The organism is Pantoea sp. Ap-967, assembly GCF_011752565.1.
Lineage (GTDB): Bacteria > Pseudomonadota > Gammaproteobacteria > Pseudomonadales > Pseudomonadaceae > Aquipseudomonas.
In genome coordinates this window covers 1-3,494 of the sequence record NZ_VWXK01000062.1, presented here as the reverse complement: position 1 = coordinate 3,494, position 3,494 = coordinate 1, and the positions used below count along the sequence as shown (strand labels likewise).

Here is a 3,494-nt window from a genome sequence, read left to right as displayed (position 1 = left end):
CATGGCGGAAGCCATAGCCTCGATCGAGGAAGGCTTGGATGGCTGACCGCTTGAAAGGTGTTGGATACTTGCTCATGAAAAACCCCAGGTGATGGACGGGTGTCCAACATCTGGGGCGCAGTTCAGTGAACCCCGCGCATTCTTTGTAGGAGCGGGCTTGCCCCGCGAAAGGGCCGGCACAGAAAACACTAGCCTTGTCAGCCCCAGGATGCCCATGGGATCCTCCCAGGCCTTTGCCAAACGAGCCCGCCCATGCCCAACACCATCCGCATCGCCGCCGCCCTGCTGATCGACCCGCAAGGTCGCACCCTGCTGGTGCGCAAGCGCGGCACCCAGGCGTTCATGCAGCCCGGCGGCAAGATCGATGCCGGGGAATCGCCCGTCCAGGCCCTGGTGCGTGAACTGCAAGAGGAACTGGGCCTGCACATCGACCCCAACCAGGCCGAACACCTGGGCCAGTTCAGTGCCCCGGCGGCCAACGAGCCCGGTTTTGTGGTGCAGGCCGAGCTGTTTCGCGTCGACAGCGCCGAGGCCGTGAGCCCAGCGGCGGAAATCGAAGAAGTGCAGTGGCTGGCCGCCGACCAGGCGCCGGCCCTGGAGCTGGCACCCCTGACCCGCGACCTGATCCTGCCGCTGTACCGCCAGGTGCTCAACGCACCGCGCTGACCCCATCGAGGGTGGCGAAGGAAGTGTCCTTGGCGGTCAGCAGGAAGTCGCGCATATAGGGCGCATCGAGCATGTCGGTGCGCACCGCCGCGTACAGCGTGGCGAACAGGCCCTTCTCGCCCAGGCGCTTGCCCTTCACGTAGCCGCGCGCGCTGTATTCGTGCAGCGCCCAGTGGGGCATCCCGCACACACCGCGGCCGCTGGCCACCAGTTGCATCATCATCACCGTCAGCTCCGAGGTGCGGACCGCCGCCGGCTCGATGTCGGCCGGCTCCAGGAAGCGGGTGAAGATGTCCAGGCGGTCGCGCTCCACCGGGTAGGTGATCAGGGTCTGGTCGAGCAGGTCCTGGGGCATCATGTAGGGTTTGTTGGCCAGCGGGTGCTGGTTGGCCACGGCCAGCATGGCTTCGTAGGTGAACAGCGGCACGTAGGTGATACCTGCCAGGTCCAGCGGGTCGGAGGTCACCACCAGGTCGAGGTCGCCGCGGGCCAACGCGGGGAGCGGGGCGAAGGCAAACCCCGAGGCGAGGTCCAGCTCCACCTCCGGCCAGGCGTCGCGAAACTGGTCGATGGTCGGCATCAGCCACTGGAAGCAGCTGTGGCATTCGATGGCCATGTGCAGGCGCCCGGCCGTGCCGCCCGCCAGGCGGGCGATGTCGCGTTCGGCGCCGCGCAGCAGCGGCAGGGTGGCATCGGCCAGTTGCAGCAGGCGCAGGCCGGCGCTGGTGAAGCGAATGGGCTTGGTCTTGCGCACGAACAGGGGCAAGCCCAGGCGTTCCTCCAGCTCCTTGAACTGGTGCGACAGTGCCGACTGGGTCAGGTGCAGGCGCTCGGCGGCTTCCACCAAACTGTCGGCTTCACGCAGGGCATGAAGGGTTTTCAGGTGACGGATCTCCAGCACTGCTGACTCCGGGGGTGAATTTTCAGGAAACAGGGAATGAGTTGAGTTTCGCTCATGTTACCCCTGCCTGTCGACTGGACCATCGGCCGCACCGCTCGGCAGGGTTCATCAAACTGTCACTGAACTGTGGCAGCGCGCCCGAACGAAATTCATCAGACTCGCGCTCTACTGGGGATCTGCATTCTGGTGTTTCTTTCATGCGGGCTTTTTTGCTGTTTTTCTTCTTTATGTTCAGCGCATCGGCAAGCTTCGCCGAACCGCGTTGCGACGCCCACGTGCCGGTGCAACGGGCCGAACTTGGCGAGGTAAGCCTGGTTTACCAGAGCGTCGGTGCGCCGCGTGACCCGGCCTTGTTGCTGGTCATGGGCCTGGGTGGGCAACTGATCCACTGGCCGGACGACGTGGTCGAGGCCTTGTGCCGTCAGGGTTTTCGGGTCATCCGCTATGACAACCGCGATGTCGGCTTGTCTCGCTGGAACCAGCTGCCGCCTTCGGCCAACCTCACCGTCGAGCTGCTGCGTTACAAGCTGGGCCTGCCGGTGGCCGCGCCTTACTCGCTGACCGACATGGCCGGCGACGGCTTGCACCTGATGGATGCCTTGGGCATTGGCCAGTTTCATGTGCTGGGGGTGAGCATGGGCGGGATGATCGCCCAGCACCTGGCGGCCATGGCGCCGGGGCGGGTGCGCAGCCTGACCCTGGTGATGTCCAGTTCCGGCGCTGCCGGGCTGCCGGCGCCGGACCCGGCGCTGGTGCAACTGCTGGCCCGGCGCAGTGCACCGAACCGCGAGGTGGCAATCGAGCAGCAGGCTGACCTGCTGGCGGCACTGGGCAGCCCGCAGGTGCACGATGACCGGGCGACGCTGCTGCACCAGGCGGCGGTGGCCTATGACCGGGCGTACAACCCGGATGGGGCGAAGCGCCAGATCATGGCGATTCTGGCTGAGCCGAGCCGGGTGCAGTTGCTCAATGAACTGCGGGTGCCGACGTTGGTGGTGCATGGCACGGCCGACCCGTTGTTGCCGGTGATGCATGGGGTGCACCTGGCGGCGCATATCCAGGGCAGCCAGTTGCGGCTGATTCCGGGCCTGGCGCACCGCTTCCAGGAGCCGTTCAAGGCGCCGTTGCTGGCGGCGGTGCTGCCGTACCTGCAATCGCATCGGCAGGATGTCACGCATATCGCCGGGCTTTGAATCATGGCCCTGCGCGGCTCTGGTAGGAGCGAGCGCAGCTCGCGATGCGGTCTCAAGGCCGGGTCGACCCCTTGAACCCTGTTGCACCAGCCAGATCGCCTCGCGAGCTTTGCTCGCTCCTACCGGTGACATCGCTCCTTGGTAGGAGCGAGCGCAGCTCGCGATGCGGTCTCAAGGCCGGGTCGACCCCTTGAACCCTGTTGCGCCTGCCAGATCGCCTCGCGAGCTTTGCTCGCTCCTACCGGCGACATCGCTCCTTGGTAGGAGCGAGCGCAGCTCGCGATGCGGTCTCAAGGCCGGGTCGACCCCTTGAACCCTGTTGCGCCTGCCAGATCGCCTCGCGAGCTTTGCTCGCTCCTACCGGTGACATCGCTCCTTGGTAGGAGCGAGCGCAGCTCGCGATGCGGTCTCAAGGCCGGGTCGACCCCTTGGACCCTGTTGCGCCTGCTAGATCGCATCGCGAGCTTTGCTCGCTCCTACCGGTGACATCGCTCCTTGGTAGGAGCGAGCGCAGCTCGCGATGCGGTCTCAAGGCCGGGTCGACCCCTTGAACCCTGTTGCGCCTGCCAGATCGCCTCGCGAGCTTTGCTCGCTCCTACCGGTGACATGAACTGGCCTAATGATTTTGGACACCTTCATCGGGCGCTATGATGGCGCCCAATTGGAGGCAAAATCAGTGCGTAAATCTTACTCAAGAGAATACAAAGTCCAAGCCGCTGAAATGGTGCTGGACG

The 3,494-nt window shown here is 65.2% G+C and carries 3 protein-coding genes; 2 read left to right on the top strand and 1 reads right to left on the bottom strand.

The window, feature by feature from the left end; all coding sequences use genetic code 11:
• Window positions 1-252: 252 nt before the first annotated feature.
• Window positions 253-666: an NUDIX domain-containing protein gene (locus tag F3J45_RS29425; RefSeq protein WP_167070861.1), complete on the top strand. Its 414-nt coding sequence runs from the start codon at window positions 253-255 to the stop codon at window positions 664-666.
• On the opposite strand, the gene metR is transcribed toward F3J45_RS29425, so the two are convergent.
• On the bottom strand, window positions 650-1,567 hold the full coding sequence (metR, locus tag F3J45_RS29420) for a transcriptional regulator MetR (protein ID WP_167070860.1): 918 nt from the start codon (window positions 1,565-1,567) through the stop codon (window positions 650-652). The genes F3J45_RS29425 and metR overlap by 17 nt on opposite strands.
• A 197-nt stretch (window positions 1,568-1,764) precedes the next feature.
• Between metR and F3J45_RS29415 the strand changes: the two genes are divergently transcribed.
• Window positions 1,765-2,760: an alpha/beta fold hydrolase gene (locus F3J45_RS29415; protein ID WP_167070859.1), complete on the top strand. Its 996-nt coding sequence runs from the start codon at window positions 1,765-1,767 to the stop codon at window positions 2,758-2,760.
• Window positions 2,761-3,494 lie beyond the last annotated feature (734 nt).

What these genes read in the sequence shown, in the direction of transcription:
- F3J45_RS29425 (WP_167070861.1), top strand. Translation starts at nt 253, where the DNA reads ATGCCCAACACCATCCGCATCGCCGCCGCCCTGCTGATCGACCCGCAA.
- F3J45_RS29415 (WP_167070859.1), top strand. Translation starts at nt 1,765, where the DNA reads ATGCGGGCTTTTTTGCTGTTTTTCTTCTTTATGTTCAGCGCATCGGCA.